Raw genomic sequence first — 17281 nt, 5'->3', positions numbered from 1 at the left:
GCCACGTGGCCAGGCCTGGCCAGGCTCAGCCCTGTTTGACGTTAATGACCGAGATGGCGGCGGTGGATGTATCGTCCGGACCCTTGGTTCCGGGGGTTTCGGCGCCCGTGGCCTCCGCGGAACCGGCTGCAGTGGGCTGCTCCGCCGGGATGGGGGCAACGTGCACTGCAGGTTGGATGGAGACTGCCGGCTCCGCTGGCGTAGTGGACCCGGCCGGGACCGGAACCACCGTAACGGCGGGAGTGACGGCGGAACTGCCGCTCCCGGAAGCCGCGCCTGTTCCGGATCCGGTGGCGGCTGCGGGAACGGATGCGCCTGCAGCGTCCGGGCTGTCCTTGACCGGAAGCGGCTCCACGCTGATCGGCTGGCCGCCGTACTCGGCGATGTCGCTGGCCAGGCTCTCCAGCATGTCTTCCGCCTCGGTGACCATGTCCTGGTCACCGGTGGCGAGGCCCTTGACCAGGTACTGAGCCAGGGCGAATTCGGCGGACAGGGCGGCCCGGCGCAGGAGGTGCTGGTCCGGCACGTCGCGTCGGCTGGATGTGTACGCCTTCAGCACGGCGTCAATGAAGTCCTGTTCATTGGAAGCCACCAGCCAGGCGAAGTCATCGGCCGGGTCCCCGATGCGCAGGTCGGTCCAACCCGTTACTGCGGTCACCCTGCCCGCCTCCACCAGCAGGTTGTCCTCATGCAGGTCGCCGTGGACCACGCAGGGGTTGAACCGCCACAGGGACACATCCTCCATGGCGTGTTCCCAGCGGCGCAGCAGTGCGGCCGGGATCTTGCCGGTGGTGGCCGCCTGGTCCAGTTCGTTCAGCCGCCGCTGGCGGAACTCATTGGGGGTGTAGCTGGGCAGGTCGGCGTTGCTGACCAGTGAGCGGGGCAGGTCGTGGACCGCGGCCAAGGCGGAGCCGATCTCCCGGGCCAGGCCGGCAGGCCCCGACGTCAGCTCCTCGACGCTGCGTGTGGTGCCGGACAGGTGCGAGTATACGAAGGTGGTCAGCGTTCCCAGCCGGACGCTGCCGGCCACCGTCGGCATCAGGAACGGCAGTTCGGCGCGCACGGCGGGAGCAAAAGCCCGGAGTACCAGGAATTCCGTTTCCAGCCGCGCGCTGGCTTCCGCGTGGCGCGGCGACCGGACCCGCCAGCGCTTTCCTTCGGAATCGAGGAGCAGGGCCGAATCGAAGTCCGCGGGGTCATCCGGCGCGGAGCTAACGGCCGTCGGGGTCAGTCCGGGGACTGCCGCGGTTGCTATTGCCGCCAGTTCAATCGGTTTTCTTCTCACCGTTCCACGGTAGATTGCCCGCCCTCCCAGACAGCGGTCCGGCCGCGGCGAGTCTTGAGATAGCTGCAAATAGGGGGCTTCCCTGCGGCGGGGCGGTACCTCCCGAAATGTGAAATGTCGGAAGCAGTCAGTACGGTGGAACCATGAGCCATGCGGAGTCTGTCATACCCGTCCACCAGGCGGCGCCGGAACGGCTGCCGGCGAACCATCTGGTGGATACCCTGCTCCCCGTAAGGCCGGCCTTGGTGGACCGCGGATCGGCCGCGCGCGCCAGGCCCGGCATGATCGATGATCTTCTGTCCGGCCCGGATGCGCTGGCTGCGGTCCTGTCGAGGCGCCAGGGGCTGGTGCAGGGCGGCGACATGATGCTGACCGGGGCCAGGGAACTCCTGGCACAGCTGAAAGCAGCAGGAGCCGCGCCGGAACTCGTGGTGTACCTGGGCTCGGCGCTGCCTGCCTCACACCTTCCGGCCGGGACCGAGCTGCTGCTGTTCGTCCTTCCTGAGCCCCCGGAACCGGGGACCGCCGGTATCCCCGCGGATGCTGAGTGGGCTGGATTCCGCGACGTCGCCGCAGGCTTGACGGCCACCTCCACAGCCTTGTTCGTGGAAGCCAGCGCCATCGCAAACTGGCACGCTGCCCACACGCATTGCCCGCGCTGCGGCACCCCCACGGAAGTGGTGGCCGGCGGCTGGGTGCGCCGGTGCCCGGCGGACAGTTCAGAACACTTCCCCCGCACGGACCCCGCCATCATCGTCACTGTCGTCGGCCCGGACGGCCGGCTGCTCCTGGGCGGCGGCGGCCCCGTGGACGCCCGGAACTACTCCACCCTCGCCGGGTTCGTTGAGCCTGGCGAATCCCTTGAAGAGGCCGTGGTGCGCGAGATCCAGGAGGAGGTGGGCGTGCGGGTCACCGCCTGCCAGTACCTCGGCTCCCAGTCGTGGCCGTTCCCCGCCTCCCTTATGCTTGGATTCACCGCCGTCACCGAGGACGCCCAGGCAACGCCCGACGGCGTGGAGGTCACCAGGGCCCGCTGGTTCAGCCGGGAGGAACTCCAGGAAGCGGTGCTCAGCGGGGAGATCACCATCTCCACCAGGCTCTCCATTGCCCGCTCGCTTATTGAGCACTGGTACGGCGGCCGGATCCAGGACCTCACTGGCGCCTAAGTTATTCCATCCACCAGACTCCAGCACGCGGTAGTCGAGAAACAAAGCAGCAGAAGTGACTACAGAGAATTTTGACGGAGCAGCCTCGCTGGAGGACCGGATCCTCGGCGGACTGGACGCCGAACAGCGTGAGGTGGCCAGCACCTTGAATGGCCCGTTGTGCGTCCTGGCCGGCGCGGGCACCGGAAAGACCCGTGCCATCACCCACCGCATCGCCTACGGCGTGCACTCGGGGGTTTACACTCCGCAGCGCCTGCTCGCCGTAACGTTCACGGCCCGGGCTGCGGCAGAGATGCGCAGCCGCCTGCGGGACCTCGGCGCCGGCAACGTGCAGGCCCGTACCTTCCACGCCGCTGCCCTGCGCCAGCTGCAGTTCTTCTGGCCCCAGGCGGTGGGTGGAACACTGCCCAACCTGCTGGACCACAAGGCCCAGATGCTGGCAGAGGCCGCCCGGCGGCTCAGGCTCAGCACGGACCGGGCCTCCATCCGCGACCTTGCCTCGGAAATCGAATGGGCCAAAGTGTCCATGCTGACACCGGCCAATTACCTGGAGAACGCCCAGGGGAGGGGCGCGCCCGGCGGGTTCGACCTCACCACGGTCGCCCGGGTCTTCCAGTCCTACGAGGACGTCAAGACGGACCGCAACGTGATCGACTTTGAGGACGTCCTGCTGATCACGGTGGGCATCCTGCAGGAGGACGAGAAGGTGGCCGCCACGGTCCGGGAACAGTACCGGCACTTTGTGGTGGACGAATACCAGGACGTCTCCCCGCTGCAGCAGCGGCTCCTGGACCTGTGGCTCGGCGGCCGTGACGAACTCTGCGTGGTGGGTGACGCAAGCCAGACCATCTATTCCTTTACCGGCGCATCGCCCCGGCACCTCCTGGACTTCAAGACCCGATACCCCCAGGCCAACGTGGTCAAGCTCATCAGGGACTACCGCTCCACCCCGCAGGTGGTGAAACTGGCCAATGACCTGCTGGCCGCCCGCCGCAGCGGCGGGCCCACCGCCGACGCCGCGTGGGCATCGCCCCTCCAGCTCGTGGCGCAGCGCCCCGCCGGGCCCGCGCCCCAGTTCACCGAGTGCACGGACGACGAAGCTGAAGCCGCCACGGTGGCGCAGAAGATCAAGGCACTGCTCGACGCCGGCACTCCAGCCAGCGAGGTGGCCATCCTTTTCCGCACCAACGGCCAGTCCGAGGCTTACGAGCAGGCGCTGGCCGCGGCAGGCATCGGCTACCAGCTGCGCGGCGGCGAGCGCTTCTTCGCCCGCAAGGAGGTAAGGGACGCGATCCTCCAGCTGCGCGCCGCCACCCGGGCGGTTTCCGAATCGGACACACCGGAACCCCTGGGTCAACTGGTCCGGGACATCGTCTCCTCCCTCGGCTACACCGACTCGGCACCGCACAGCGGGGGTGCCCTGCGCGAACGCTGGGAGTCCCTCGCGGCACTGGTGGCGCTCGCCGACGAACTGGTGCAGTCCCGTGGCCCCCAGTTTGGCCTGGCTGATTTCGTCAACGAACTCCAGGAGCGTTCCCTCGCCCAGCACGCGCCCACCGTGCAGGGCGTTACGCTCGCCTCGCTCCACGCGGCCAAGGGCCTGGAATGGGATGCCGTCTTCCTGGTGGGGCTCAGCGAAGGCCTGATGCCCATTTCCTTCGCCGATTCACCGGAATCGGTGGATGAGGAGCGCCGCCTCCTCTATGTCGGCATCACCCGCGCCCGTGAACACCTTTCCCTCTCGTGGAGCACCGCGAGGACCCCCGGGGGCCGCGCCAACCGGAAGCCGTCCCGGTTCCTCGACGGCCTGCGGCCGGACTCGGTGGCAAGCTCAAGCACCCGGGGGAAGGGCGCGCTTCCTCGCCGCAAGGCTGCCGCCCCCGCCGTGTGCCGGGTCTGCGGGAGCATGCTTGCCACCGGGGCGGAACGCAAGGTTGGCCGCTGCAACGCGTGTCCCCCCAGCTACGAGGAGCAGACCTTTGATGCGCTCCGCAACTGGCGCCGCGAGGTGGCCCAATCCGCGGACGTCCCGGCCTTCGTCGTCTTTACCGACGCCACCCTCACTGCCATCGCGGAGGCGAGGCCGGCGTCGCTGGAGGAACTTGCCGGCCTGGCCGGCGTTGGCCCATCCAAGCTGGAAAAGTACGGGGAGGACGTCCTCCGGGTCCTCGTCGAAAGCTCGGTCCTGTGAAACGCGGAGCCAGCGGCGGTGCCCGGCAGGCGTCAGTGCTGACCACCTCGAACGGTTCTCCGGTGGAGGTGCGGCGCTCTGCCCGGCGCACCCGAACCGTCGCGGCGTTCTGGGAAGACGGGACGGCGGTGGTTGCCATTCCGGCCCGCTTCACTGCGGCGCAGGAGCGCGAGTGGGTCCACAAAATGCTGGCCAAACTGCACACGCAGGGGCAGCGGCAGGCGGCAGCCGGGCGGCGGCGTCCTGCCACAGATGAGGCCCTCGCAGCCCATGCGGCCACGCTGTCCACGCAATACCTCGGTGGCCGGTCAGTGCCCACATCCGTCCGTTGGGTCAGCAACCAGAATTCCCGGTGGGGTTCGGCTACGCCGGCCGAGGGGACCATCCGCCTGTCTGACAAGCTGCGGCCCATGCCCCAGTGGGTCATCGACTACGTGCTGCTCCACGAGCTGGCCCACCTCCTGGTGGCCTCACACAACGCTGCCTTCTGGCAGCTGCTGGAGGCCTACCCCGAAACCCAGCGGGCCAAGGCCTTCCTCGAGGGTGTTTCCTTCGCCACGTCGCGGGGAATGGACAAAGATGCCGACCAGCCTGACGTCGGCCCGCTTGACGCTGACGTGGTCCAATAGCGGGCATTAAATCCGGCGAAAAGCAGTCTGGCGGGCCAGGAAGCCCTGGCCCGCCAGCAATGTCTCAGCCCTGGGGCTGGTCCGTTCCGCCGTCGTCGTCCTTGCTGCCGGTGTCCCCGGCGCCGCCCTGATCACCGGAGGTGTCGTCGAAACCGCCGTCCAGCAGTTTCTGCAGAGCGTCATCCACCTCGCTGTCGCTTGCCTCGGCAAGCTTGCGGCGGGAGCTGAAACCCTTCGGATCATCCAGGTCCTCGGCCGTGGGCAGGAGGTCGGGGTGGTGCCAGATGGCGTCACGGCCCTCGATCCCGCGTTCCTCCTTCAACGTGGCCCACAGAGTGGCCGCGTCCCGCAGCCTGCGCGGACGCAGCTCGAGTCCCACCAGTGAAGCGAAGGCGTGTTCGGCGGGACCGCCCGTTGCCCGCCGGCGCCGCACTGTTTCGCGCAGTGCCCCGGCGGACGGCAGGACCTTCTCCGTGGCGGCCGCGGTCAGTTCATCCACCCAGCCCTCCACAAGGGCCAGCGCGGTCTCGAGCTTTTCCAGTGCCTGTTCCTGGGCGGGAGTCCGCTGTGGCATGAACACGCCCTGCGACAGGGCATCCTGGATGCCTTCCGGGTTGCTGGGGTCAAGGTCGCGGGCGAGTTCCTCGATGCGTGAGGTGTCGATGTGGATGCCGCGGGCGTATGCCTCGATGGCGCCCAGCAGGTGTCCGCGCAGCCAGGGAACCTGTACGAACAGCCGGGCGTGCGCGGCTTCCCGCACGGCCAGGAACAGCCGGATGTCGTTCTCGGGCAGGGACAGGCCCTCGCCGAACGCGGCGACATTGGCCGGCAGGAGTGCCATCTCAAGGTCGGCCAGCGGGACGCCGATGTCGGTGGAGCTCACCACGTCCTTGGACAGGGCGCCGATGGCCTGCCCCAGCTGCATACCGAAGATGGCGCCGCCCATGTTCTGCAGCATCGAGGAGGCGCCGCCCATCATGGACTTCATTTCCTCGGGCATCTGCTCCGTCATGGCGGAGGAGAGCGCATTGGCGATGCTGTTGGCCACGGGTTCTGTCAGCCGCTTCCAGGTGCCCAGGGTGGCCTCCACCCATTCCGCGCGGGACCATGCCTTGCCGATCAGACCGGTGGCGGGCAGGTCGGTGACGGGGTCCAGCCACATCTCGGCGAGGCGGAGGGCTTCATCCACCTCCCGGGACTGCTGGGCAGTGACGGACGGGTCCGCGCTGCCGGCCGCAACCCGCCGGGCATTGTCGTGGGCCAGTGTCCAGTTGACGGGCCCTTCGGACGGTGCGCTCATCATCGCCTGAACCTGGGAGAACATCTGGGCCAGCAGGTTGGGGTCGTCCGGCAGGCCGGCCGCCTTGGCCAGCTCGGCGGGATCGAAGTTTTCCATCCCCTTGCCGCCCATCAGGTTCTGCAGCATTTCGGTCAACGGATCCTTGGGGGTGTCGTCGCCGTTGGACGGATTGAGTGGGTTGGAGGTCATGGTCCCGCCGATCGATGGTGTGACTGTTGATCAACCTTCACGGTACCCCGGTGGGGGTCGGCTGTCTGCCGCCCGCCGCCGTCGTTCGCTCTAGGCAAAGCGCCCCGTCGCACCACCACCGCGTACTGTTGGTGGGGTGACTACAACCCGTGGCGGCCACCCTTCAGAGGACCACGTTCCCGATCTTCCCCCTTTCTCCAATCCCGGTCCGTTTGGTGCCGGCAGCCCGCCCGAAGGCTCCGGGGCCGGTGGCGGCCAGGCAGTTGAAGGCAGCGGCCCCGGCGCGTCCGACGGCGGCGGCACGGGCAGGCGGCTTTCCACCATGATGGTTGCCGGGCTGGCGGCGTTGGGGCTGGGAATTGCCGTGGGGACGCTTCCGGTGCCGTATGTCATTGAATCGCCCGGGCCCACCTACAACACGCTGGGGGAGAGCCAGGGACATCCGGTCATCAACGTCAGCGGCCGCGAAACGTATCCGGCTGCCGGGAGCCTCGACCTGACCACCGTGTACGTTGACGGCGGCCCCAATGGCCCGGTCAGCATCCTCAACGCATTCTCGGCATGGCTGGACAACTCCAAAGCCGTGTACCCGGTGGAGCTGATCTATCCCACGGGCACAACGAAGGAAGAGGCCCAGGAACAGAGTGCGGTGGCCATGGCCACGTCCCAGGAGAACGCGGTGGCCTCCGCCCTGAATGAACTCGGGATTCCCTTCAGCCAACAGCTCCAGGCCGCGGACCTGTCCAAGGATTCCGCGTCCGCCGGCAGGATCCAGCAAGGGGACATCCTCAAATCCATTAACGGCAGGGACATCACCGCCCTCAGTGTGATCCAGGATGAGCTGGCCTCGGGCAAGGGTGCCCCGGTATCGGTAACGGTGGAACGCGCCGGCCAGCCCGTCACCGTCCAGGTCACGCCCAAGGACAACGGCCAGGGCCGTTTCATCCTCGGTGTCATGTTGAAGTACCTCTTCGGCTTCCCCTTCCAGGTCCAGATCTCCCTGGACAAGGTGGGCGGGCCCAGTGCCGGGCTCATGTTCTCGCTGGGCATCATCGATACGGTTACGCCGGGGGACCTCACCGGCGGAAAACATATCGCGGGTACCGGCACCATCTCGCCTGACGGCAAGGTGGGACCCATCGGCGGCATCGGGCAAAAGATGCGGGGTGCGCGTTCGTCCGGTGCCACCCTTTTCCTGGCGCCCGCCGGCAACTGCAACGAAGTGGCCGGCCACGTTCCCGACGGCCTCCAGGTGGTCCGCGTGGAAAACCTCTCGGAAGCCCGGCATGCCGTGGAACTGGCCGGAAGCGGCCAGGACACATCCGCGCTCCCGGCCTGCTCCAGCAAATAGACTGGGCGCAACTAGACTCACAGGAACTAAGCTTTACCGCCACTCGTGGCACAGTTGACGGACGAAACCAGCCGTTTGACCGGTACCGTACGTCGCTCGCACGCTTCGAATATTTCGACGACCAGCTATGAGGTACCCAGTTTGTCCCGTCCCGCCAGCACCATGTCCACCGGCAGGCCCCCTTCACGACGCGGCGTGCTGACGCCCACCCTGATTATTGTCGCCCTGGTGGTAGTGGGCTTCATTTTCTTCGCCAACGTCTGGACCGACGTCCTCTGGTACCGGCAACTGGGCTTCATCGAAGTCTTCGTCACCGAGAACCTCGCCAAGATCGCCACCTTCGTGGCCGGCTTCGCCATCATGTTCGCGGCTGTCTTCTTTTCGATCCGCATTGCCTACAACGCCCGGCCGGTCTACGCGCCGGACTCCGAAATCAGGGACAACCTCAACCGGTACCAGGCGCAGCTGGAGCCGGTCCGGCGCATCGTCATGGTGGGCCTGCCGGTCCTCTTCGGCCTGTTTGCGGGCAGCGCTGCGGCGAGCCAGTGGCAGAAGGTCCTGCTGTTCTTCAACCAGGTTGGCTTCGGCGAGGCCGATCCGCAGTTCAACATGGACATCAGCTTCTACCTGATGACCCTGCCGTTCCTCGGTTTTGTGACCGGGTTCCTGATCAGCGTGGTGGTGATTGCGGGCATCGCCGGCATCCTCACGCACTACCTGTACGGCAGCATCCGGCTGATGGAGCGCGGCGTGTTCACCAGCCGCGCGGCGCAGATCCACATCGCCGTGACCGGCGCCGCCTTCCTGGTGCTCCTCGGCGTCAACTTCTGGCTGGACCGCTACTCTTCCGTCCAGAGCAACGGCGGCCGCTGGGCCGGCGCCCTCTACACGGATGTCAACGCCGTCATCCCCACCAAGGCCATCCTCGCCGTGGCTGCCGTGCTGGTGGCCATCCTGTTCATCGTGGCCGCCGTGATTGGCCGCTGGCGCCTTCCGGTGATCGGTACCGCCATGCTGATCATCACCTCCATCCTGGCCGGGGGCGTCTATCCCTGGGTGATCCAGCAGTTCCAGGTCCGCCCGTCCGAGCAGACGCTGGAAAGCAAGTACATCCAGCGCAATATCGAGAACACGCGCAAGGCCTACGGCCTGGACGGCATCCAGGAAACCCGGTACGACGCCACCAACACGGCCAGTACCGGCGCGTTGGCGCCGGACGCCCAGACCACTGCCAACATCCGCCTCCTGGACCCGAACCTGATTTCGGACGCGTTTGCTCAGCTGGAGCAGTACCGCCCGTACTACCAGTTCCCCAAGGCCCTCAATGTGGACCGCTACGAGGTGGACGGCAAGATCCAGGACACCGTGATCGCCGTGCGGGAACTGAATCCCACGAACGTGGCAACCAACCAGCAGGGCTGGCTGAACCAGCATGTGGTGTACACCCACGGCTATGGGGTTGTGGCTGCCAAGGGCAACAAGTTCACGGTTGACGGCAAGCCTGAATTCCTCCAGTCCGGCATTCCGTCCACCGGCGTGTTGGGCAACGATACAACCTACGAGCCGCGGATCTACTTCGGCGAGTCCTCGCCCGAATACTCGATCGTCGGCGCACCCGACGGCGCCACCCCGCGGGAGCAGGACCGCCCTTCCGGCAAGGAAGGGGAGGGCGAAACCCAGTACACGTTCAAGGGGAACGGCGGGCCCAATGTTGGATCCTTCTTCAACAAGATCCTTTACGCCATCAAGTTCCAGTCCTCGGACCTGCTGCTTTCGGACGGCGTGAACCCGGCGTCGCAGATCCTGTATGACCGCAGCCCCCGCGAGCGTGTCCAGAAGGTGGCACCCTACCTGACCGTTGACGGCGGCGCTTACCCGGCCGTGGTGGACGGCCGGGTCAAATGGATCGTGGACGGCTACACCACCAGCCAGTACTACCCGTACTCGCAGCAGAAGCAGCTCTCGGATGCCACCACTGATTCGCAGACCAGCTCCGGCCGCGCCGTGGCCCTGCCCAACAGCACGGTGAACTACATCCGCAACTCGGTCAAGGCCACTGTGGATGCCTACGACGGCTCGGTCACCCTCTATGCCTGGGACGACACGGACCCGGTCCTCAAGGCCTGGCAGAAGGTTTTCCCCTCATCCCTGAAGCCGTACTCGGAGATGTCCGGCGCGGTGATGAGCCACGTCCGCTACCCGGAGGACCTCTTCAAGGTCCAGCGTGAGCTGCTGGGGCAGTACCACGTGACGGATCCCACCAGCTTCTACAAGAACAATGACGCATGGAGCGTACCTGCCGATCCCACGGTGGATACGGACGTGAAGCAGCCGCCGTTCTACATGTCGCTGCAGATGCCGGACCAGCAGAAGCCTGCGTTCCAGCTGACGTCCTCGTTCATCCCGCAGATCGTCAACGGCAATGCCCGCAACGTCCTGTACGGGTTCCTCGCCGCTGACTCGGATGCCGGGAACCAGGCCGGTGTGAAGGCGGACGGCTACGGCAAGCTCCGGCTGCTGCAGATCCCGCCGGAAACGCAGGTGCCCGGTCCGGGCCAGGCGCAGAACAAGTTCAACTCCGATCCCACTGTTTCGCAGGCACTGAACCTGTTGCGGCAGGGTGCGTCGGACGTGCTGAACGGCAACCTGCTCACCCTGCCCGTCGGCGGCGGCATCCTTTACGTCCAGCCTGTCTACCTCAAGTCCACCGGTGAGACGTCCTATCCCACCCTGCAACGCGTGCTGGTGGCCTTCGGGGACAAGGTGGGCTTCGCGCCAACGCTTGACGCGGCCCTCAAGCAGCTATTCGGTGGTGACTCCGGTGCAGCAGCGGGTGACTCCGCCAACAACGGCCAGGTGCCGGCCGGCCCGGCAGCGCCTGCGACACCGGCCGCAGCGGACGCGAAGGCCCAGCTGAAGGCGGCCCTGGACGAGGCGAATGCGGCCATCCAGTCCGGCCAGTCGGCACTGGCGGCAGGCGACTTCGCTGCCTATGGCGAGGCGCAGAAGAAGGTGGCGGCCGCGCTGAAGAAGGCGATGGACGCCGAGGCCAAGATCCCGGTCACCGCTCCGGAGGCAAGCCCGGCCCCCGCTGCTTCCAGCTCACCCTCGGCAACGCCGTCCCCGTCAGCGGGCCGGTAGCAGGACGGGCACGGCAGCACGACGGCGGCGGCCCGGCATCCGAGCCCCATGGGGGCAGGTGCCGGGCCGGCGTAACGGACGTCACGCCGCTTCGATTTGGCCTGCGGTTCACCTCCCGGTAAAGTAGTTCTTGCGACGCGGGGTGGAGCAGTTCGGTAGCTCGCTGGGCTCATAACCCAGAGGTCACAGGTTCAAATCCTGTCCCCGCAACTGAGGAAAGGCCCGGACATTGGAAACAATGTCCGGGTCTTTTGCTTTCTCCGCTGGGGCCGCCGGGACCGTCGTCGAACCCCAAGGGGGCCTGGTGGATGTGTGGTCAGGCCGGCCGTGAAAGTAGGGTAGTGTTGATCAAGCGACGCGGGGTGGAGCAGTTCGGTAGCTCGCTGGGCTCATAACCCAGAGGTCACAGGTTCAAATCCTGTCCCCGCAACTTATGAAGGCCCCGACCGGCAGTTACGCCGGCCGGGGTCTTTCTTTTCCTTGGATGCGCACAGTTCCTAGTATTCTCTTTCGAAGGGTCCCGCGATCTGCGGGCTGCCCCAGTCATTCTTGAGAGGTATGTTGTTCGATGGCCACACCCACGAAGAAACCCGGCGCCGCGACGGGTAAGCGGTCCCGGCTCTACTGGGCGGTTCCTGCTGTCCTCGTGGCGCTGGTCCTGGTGGTTCTGGCGGCCAGGCTGGTCGTGGGACTGCCCGCCGTCGCGTCCTTTGTCACCGACTACCCGGGCCAGTCGGCACTGCCGGCCGGCGCCCCGGTGGGATTCCCCGCGTGGCTCGCCTGGCAGCACTTCCTCAACGCCTTCTTCCTGCTCCTGATCATCCGCACCGGATGGCAGGTGCGGACCACCACACGGCCCAGCGGGCACTGGACCCGGAACAACAAGGGCCTGATCCGCACCAGGAACGCGCCCACCAAGATCAGCCTTGAACTGTGGTTCCACCTGACGCTGGACGCCCTGTGGATCCTGAACGGGCTCGTCTTTGCCGTGCTGCTGTTCGCCACCGGGCAATGGATGCGCATCGTCCCCACCAGCTGGGACGTCTTCCCCAACGCCCTGTCGGCCGCGCTGCAATACGCCTCGCTGGACTGGCCCACGGAAGACGGCTGGATCAACTACAACGCGCTGCAGCTCCTGGCTTACTTCGTGACGGTCTTCCTCGCCGCTCCGCTGGCGTTCATCACGGGCCTGCGGATGTCCTCCGCCTGGCCAAAGAAGGCTGCCGGCCTGAACAAGGCCTACCCGATCGAATGGGCCCGCGCCGTCCATTTCCCGGTGATGATCTACTTCGTGGCCTTCATCGTGGTCCACGTCTTCCTGGTGCTCACCACGGGTGCTCTGCGGAACCTGAACCACATGTACGGGGTCCGGGACGACGACGGCTGGTTCGGCTTCTGGGTGTTCCTGGCCTCCGTGGCCGTCATGGCGGCCGCGTGGTTCCTGGCCCGCCCGGTCTTCCTGCGGCCCATCGCCTCCCTCATGGGCAAGGTCAGCCGCTAAGGCCACCCGGCACCCCACAGCCGGGGCGGCTCAGCCGTCCTTGAGCTGCTGGTAGGCAGCCAGCGCCCGTTCCCGGGACTGAGGAAGCTCCACAAGGGGTTCCGGGTAGTCCGGGACCCCGGTCTTCCAGGGCTCGTGGATGGACTTGTTGTCCAGGTCAGCGAGCTCCGGAACGAACTCGCGCAGGTACCGGCCGCCGGCGTCGAATTTCCTGCTTTGGGTGACGGGATTGAAGATCCGGTAGTACGGCGACGCGTCCGCGCCGGAACCGGCCACCCACTGCCAGTTGGCCGGATTGCTGGCGGCGTCGGCGTCCACCAGCGTGTCCCAGAACCATTGCTCTCCAATCCGCCAGTCGGCCAGCAGATTCTTCACCAGGAACGAGGCCGCGGCCATCCGCACCCGGTTGTGCATCCAGCCGGTCTGCCAGAGCTGCCGCATCCCGGCGTCCACCAGGGGGTAGCCCGTGCGTCCCTGCTGCCAGGCCGCGAGCTCACTCCTGCCCGGCTGCTGCCAGGCGAACCGGTCGAATTCGGGCCGGTAGTTGCGGGTGGCCAGGTCCGGGTTGTTGTACAGCAGCTGCCAGCAGAATTCCCGCCAGCCAAGCTCCGAGCGGAAAATTCCGACGTCGGCCGGCACCTTATGCGGGAAACGTTGGCGGATCTCACGCCACACCCGGAACGGGCTGACTTCGCCGAAACGCAGGTGGGGTGACAGACGGCTGGTTCCCTCGATGCCGGGCAGGTTCCGTCCGGTTCCATATTCCTCGGCAGGGCCGTCCAGGAAGTCCGCCAGCCGGTGGCGCGCGCCTTCCTCGCCGGGAGTACAGGTGGCGGAGAGGCCGCCGCTCCAGTCGGGGGAGGAGGGGAGCAGCCGCCAGCTGTCGAGCTCGTCGCCGGCCTGGAGACGGCCGCCCTGCGGGGGTCCCGGGATCCGGGCCGGAGGCTCCTGGGGGTCCCGGACCTCCTGGCCGGCAAGGCATGCCCGCCAGAAAGGAGTGAACACCTTGTAGGGGCCGCCGGAGCCTGTCTTGACCGTCCAGGGCTCGAACAGGAGGTTTGCCTGGAAGCTTGACGCCTCCAGGCCGTTCTCCCCGGCCCACTCCTTGACCGCGGCGTCGATGCTGCGCTCGGGTTGACCGTACCGCCGGTTCCAGAACAAGTGCGTTGCTCCGGCGTGCACAGCCACTTCCTTAATCACCCGCCCGGCCGGCCCCCGGCGAAGGAGCAGCCGCGAGCCGCGGGCCTCGAGGGAGGAAGCCAATCGTGCCAGTGAGTGGTGCAGCCACCACCGGGTTGCACCGCCCAGCGGCCGGATGCCCGCAGATTCTTCATCCAGGACGTACACCACTGTCACCGGCAGGCCCAGCGCGGCGGCGGAGTTGAGGGCGGGGTTGTCATCCAGGCGAAGGTCATCGCGCAGCCAGACCAGGGCGGTCTCTTCAGAGGAGGTCATGGCTCCACGCTACACACTGCGGACATGCCGGTGGCCGGGACCACGGGGTCCCGGCCACCGCCTGGTTTCGACTGTGTGGTGCTGGCTGGCCTTAGAGCTTGTCGAAGTCCGCTTCCTCCACGGTTGCCTCGGACTCCGCGGCGTTGGCGGCGCCGAGGGCAGGTTTGGCGCCGCCGGCCTTCAAAGCGGCCAGCCGGGCCTCGATCTCCGTCTGCTCGCCAAGGTCCTCCAGCTGGTTGAACTGGGCATCCAGGCTGGACGCTGCCAGTTCCTCCTGGCCGCGGACCCTGGCCTCTTCGCGGCGGATCTTTTCTTCGAAGCGTCCCACTTCGCTGGTGGGGTCCATGATGTCGATGCTCTTGATGGCGTCGTGCACCTGGGACTGCGCCTCTGCCGTCTTGGACCTGGCCACCAGTTCGTTGCGCTTGCTGGTCAGCTGGTTGAGCTTGTTCTTCATCTGGTCCAGGCCGGTCTTCAGCTTGTCCACCACCTCGCGCTGGGAGGCGATGCTCGGCTCTGCGCCCTTGGCTTCGTTCTCGGCCGCCATCTGCCGCTGCAGGGCGACCTTTGCCAGGTTGTCGAACTTCTCGGCGTCGGCGACGTCGCCGGCGGCGCGGAACTCGTCAGCCTTGCGGGAGGCGGCCAGTGCCTTGTTCCCCCAGTCGCGGGCGTTCTTGACGTCTTCGTTGTAGTCGTCTTCCAGCATGCGGAGGTTGCCGATGGTTTGCGCCACGGCGGACTCGGCTTCGGCGATGTTGTTGGTGTAGTCGCGGACCATCTGGTCCAGCATCCGCTGCGGATCCTCGGCGTTGTCCAGCAAGGAGTTGATATTGGCCTTTGCCAGCTGCGCGATCCGGCCGAAAATGGACTGCTTAACCATGGTGTTTGCCTTTCGTCCTGCTCTGTGTTGACCACTGACGTCCGTGAACAGTGGTGTCGTGCTTCTGTCCGCCCGCCGGGTTCTCCAGCGTGTTCCGACGGAAGTGTTTAGAAACTGCCGGAGTCTCCGCCGCCGAAATCACCGCCGCCAAAGCCGCCGTCCCCGCCGAAGCCGCCGCCTCCACCGCCATCACCCCAGCCGCCGCCGCCGCCCCAGCCGCCGTGGCCACCGTTGAGGATTGAGTTGATCAGGATGCCGCCCAGGATGGCGCCGCCCAGTCCGCCGCCGCCTCCGCCGCCGAACATGCCGCCACGGCCGAAGCCCTGGTTGGCATAGCCGTCAAAATGCTCGACGTCGGCCTGGGCCAGCTGTGCGGCCTGTGCTGCCAGGGCGTGGGCCTGCTGCGCGTAGGTAAGCGCGGTGACGGGGTCGGTGCGGGCAATGGAGAGTGCGTAGTCGAGGTTCCGCTGCGACTCCGCAAGCCTGGTGCGTGCCTCGGTGCCCACCCCGCCGCGGCGCGCGGTGATGTAATCGGAGGTGGCACTGATCTGGGCCTGGGCGGACATGATGGTCTGCTGCAGCGACGCCTGTGCGCGGCGGGCCTGCTCCTGCTGGTCCCGGATCCCGGTCAGGGCCTGGTCCAGGGACTGGTGCGCGGTTTCCACCCTCTGCAGGGTGGCGATGGGGTCAATCTTTCCACCCTGGATTTCGGTCTTCACCTGGGCAAGGGCGGCCTCCACCGCTGCCACTGGACCGGCCAGTTCGGCGTGGGTGCCGGACTGGATCATGGCCTTTGCCTGGGCCAGGTCCTGGGACGTATCCACCACCGCCGCTTCGAGGCCGTTGCGGGCCTGGTCGAGATTGGCGGCGACCTTGGCGATGGCATCCAGCAGGACGTTGGTCTGGTGCAGGCTTTCTTCGGCTGCGCGAACGGCCACTGCCGCCAGGCTGCTCTCGCCCTCGCCGAGCTTCTGCTGCGCGGTTTCGGAGGCGTTCTGGACGAACGCCAGCCGTTCCTTGGCCTGCACGATGTTGTCCGAGACCTGGGTCAGCGCACTGTCGGCGTACTTTGACCGCATGGCGGCAAGGGACTGCTCCGCGCTGGCGATCTTGGCGTCCGCTTCGCGGGCTCCGGTGTTGACCGCCGCAAGGGCCTGCGGTGCGTTCTTCTCCAGCTCACGCAGGGAGTCGAAGTCCGCCTTCTGCTCCTGCAGGGAGGCCAGGGCGGCTTCCGAGCGCCGGATGATCTCGCCCAGCCAGGTCCGCTGCTGCTCCTCGGTGTCCGGAATGTGGTCGTCCAGCTGCTGCTGAAGCTTGAAGGACTCCGTCATGTGGCCCTTCGCTTCCGCCAAAGCTTTGGTGAAGTTTCCGACGGCGGCATCACCGTACTGTGCCTGGGCAAAGCCGAGTTCCTGCTCGCTGGACTTGATGGCGTCATCCGCTTCGATGAGCAGGGATCCGCTCTTCCGGCGGAGTTCCTCCACGCTCAGTGACGCCAGCGGGTCCAGTTCTGCGCCCTGGGGGCCGTAGCTTCCACTGGACGCGTCCTTGCCGGCGGCCTTCTTTCGCCGGTTCCGGTAATACAGGTACGCGCCGCCGCCGGCCACCACCACGCCGGCACCCACCAGGATGCCCGCGCCGGCCCCGTCACCGGATGACACATTGCCGCTGCCGCCGCCGGCGGCATCGCCGATGGCTGAGGCGGTATCGATGGCAGCCTGGGCGAAGTCGCGCTTGCCCGCCCCGAGGTTGGCGGCGACAGCGTTCTGGGTGATGTTGCTGCGCTTGGAGTAAATGGAACTGGCGGAATTGGGCGAGAAGTAGTACTTGCCCTGCTCGGTGGCGATGGCAAGAATGGCGTCTGCTTTGCCCATTCCCTTGGCCTGCGCCACCGCATTGCTCCAGGCTGCGGGATCAGTGGGGTTCTCGAAAGACTTAACCGTGACCACGTACAGGTTGTACTTGTGGTCCTTCAGCAGCTTCTGGATGGCGTCCTGGACCTCGCCCTTCCGGCTGCCCAGGACGTTCGCGTCATCAACAATGTTGGTGCCGGAGGGGATGGTGACCGGGTTTTCGGCCCAGGCGGCGCCGGCGGGTACCGCCAGCAGCCCGGCAAGGCCGATCACGGCGAGGAAACGTTTGAACTTTGACCGCATGTGCAACCCTTCAGCACGCCTGACACCGATTCGGGAC

The 17281-nt window shown here is 66.8% G+C and carries 11 protein-coding genes and 2 tRNA genes; 8 read left to right on the top strand and 5 right to left on the bottom strand.

Annotated elements, in window-relative coordinates; genetic code table 11:
• Positions 1-25 precede the first annotated feature (25 nt).
• Positions 26-1285 (bottom strand): macrolide 2'-phosphotransferase, encoded by a 1260-nt coding sequence (locus tag ACEN9K_RS14865; protein ID WP_018768552.1) that lies wholly within the window; start codon positions 1283-1285, stop codon positions 26-28.
• A 143-nt stretch (positions 1286-1428) separates the two neighbouring features.
• On the opposite strand from ACEN9K_RS14865, the gene nudC reads away from it, so the two are divergent.
• The 3 genes from nudC to ACEN9K_RS14850 are packed head-to-tail and all read left to right on the top strand — an operon-like array spanning position 1429 to position 5271.
• Complete coding sequence (nudC, locus tag ACEN9K_RS14860; RefSeq protein ID WP_018768551.1) at positions 1429-2451, top strand: NAD(+) diphosphatase; 1023 nt, start codon at positions 1429-1431, stop codon at positions 2449-2451.
• 55 nt (positions 2452-2506) lie between these two features.
• A complete protein-coding gene (locus ACEN9K_RS14855) occupies positions 2507-4642 on the top strand; it encodes an ATP-dependent helicase (protein WP_018768550.1) in 2136 nt (711 codons plus the stop codon).
• On the top strand, positions 4639-5271 hold the full coding sequence (locus ACEN9K_RS14850) for a M48 family metallopeptidase (protein WP_018768549.1): 633 nt from the start codon (positions 4639-4641) through the stop codon (positions 5269-5271). Before ACEN9K_RS14855 ends, ACEN9K_RS14850 begins: the two co-directional genes overlap by 4 nt.
• A gap of 64 nt (positions 5272-5335) precedes the next feature.
• On the opposite strand, the gene ACEN9K_RS14845 is transcribed toward ACEN9K_RS14850, so the two are convergent.
• Positions 5336-6760: a zinc-dependent metalloprotease gene (locus tag ACEN9K_RS14845; protein ID WP_495634600.1), complete on the bottom strand. Its 1425-nt coding sequence runs from the start codon at positions 6758-6760 to the stop codon at positions 5336-5338.
• 136 nt (positions 6761-6896) lie between these two features.
• Between ACEN9K_RS14845 and ACEN9K_RS14840 the strand changes: the two genes are divergently transcribed.
• From ACEN9K_RS14840 to ACEN9K_RS14820, 5 genes are all read left to right on the top strand, one after another.
• The gene (locus ACEN9K_RS14840) at positions 6897-8111 is read left to right on the top strand and encodes a YlbL family protein (RefSeq protein ID WP_495634599.1); all 1215 of its coding nucleotides are present in this window, start codon (positions 6897-6899) and stop codon (positions 8109-8111) included.
• A gap of 162 nt (positions 8112-8273) precedes the next feature.
• On the top strand, positions 8274-11252 hold the full coding sequence (locus ACEN9K_RS14835; protein ID WP_186447752.1) for a UPF0182 family membrane protein: 2979 nt from the start codon (positions 8274-8276) through the stop codon (positions 11250-11252).
• 136 nt (positions 11253-11388) lie between these two features.
• Positions 11389-11462, top strand: a tRNA-Met gene (locus tag ACEN9K_RS14830).
• Between the two features lie 146 nt (positions 11463-11608).
• Positions 11609-11682: transfer RNA gene (locus ACEN9K_RS14825), tRNA-Met, on the top strand.
• 138 nt (positions 11683-11820) lie between these two features.
• Positions 11821-12753 (top strand): cytochrome b/b6 domain-containing protein, encoded by a 933-nt coding sequence (locus ACEN9K_RS14820; protein ID WP_056388136.1) that lies wholly within the window; start codon positions 11821-11823, stop codon positions 12751-12753.
• A gap of 30 nt (positions 12754-12783) precedes the next feature.
• Here ACEN9K_RS14820 and ACEN9K_RS14815 read toward each other — a convergent pair whose 3' ends face one another.
• The 3 genes from ACEN9K_RS14815 to ACEN9K_RS14805 form a co-directional block, all read right to left on the bottom strand.
• Entirely contained in the window at positions 12784-14208 is a 1425-nt protein-coding gene (locus ACEN9K_RS14815) for a cryptochrome/photolyase family protein (RefSeq protein ID WP_495634598.1), read from the bottom strand.
• Between the two features lie 91 nt (positions 14209-14299).
• Positions 14300-15088 carry a PspA/IM30 family protein gene (locus tag ACEN9K_RS14810; protein WP_018768543.1) on the bottom strand — a complete coding sequence of 263 codons (789 nt, stop codon included), beginning with the start codon at positions 15086-15088 and terminating at the stop codon, positions 14300-14302.
• 107 nt (positions 15089-15195) lie between these two features.
• On the bottom strand, positions 15196-17244 hold the full coding sequence (locus ACEN9K_RS14805; RefSeq protein ID WP_018768542.1) for a TPM domain-containing protein: 2049 nt from the start codon (positions 17242-17244) through the stop codon (positions 15196-15198).
• Positions 17245-17281 lie beyond the last annotated feature (37 nt).

It is taken from the genome of Pseudarthrobacter sp. Pseusp20 (assembly GCF_059492155.1).
Note: the sequence above shows the minus strand (reverse complement) of the source record. Positions and strands in the feature narration are given on the sequence as shown.